We start from the raw sequence: 276 nt of genomic DNA, 5'->3' as shown, positions 1-276 counted from the left end.
TCGCTTGTCAGCTGATCATAGAAACGGCTCAGTGAATTAAGCTGCTTATAAATTGGGGATTGAAGCTGATTGACCGGATGATGATGAAGCCTTTGAATCAAGGCTAAATGATAGGCATCAGTTTTATCAGTCTTGTTGTGTCTCAAGCCGAGGTCCATTTCCTTTTTAGCTTTAAGCGGATTAAGAATGACATACTCATAGCCATAATCTTCAAGAAAGGCTTGCAGTCTGCGCGAGTAGACTCCTGTAGCTTCAAAGATTATTTGCGGATGCTTA

1 protein-coding gene is annotated in these 276 nt (G+C 41.3%); it reads right to left on the bottom strand.

Annotated features, from left to right (window positions below):
* The coding region (locus tag FC57_RS10515) for an IS110 family transposase (protein WP_156655827.1) at positions 1-276 on the bottom strand (276 nt) is incomplete at both ends.

The sequence above is a fragment of the Lactobacillus ultunensis DSM 16047 genome, from assembly GCF_001436305.1.
Classification (GTDB): Bacteria; Bacillota; Bacilli; order Lactobacillales; family Lactobacillaceae; genus Lactobacillus; species Lactobacillus ultunensis.
Note: the sequence above shows the minus strand (reverse complement) of the source record. Positions and strands in the feature narration are given on the sequence as shown.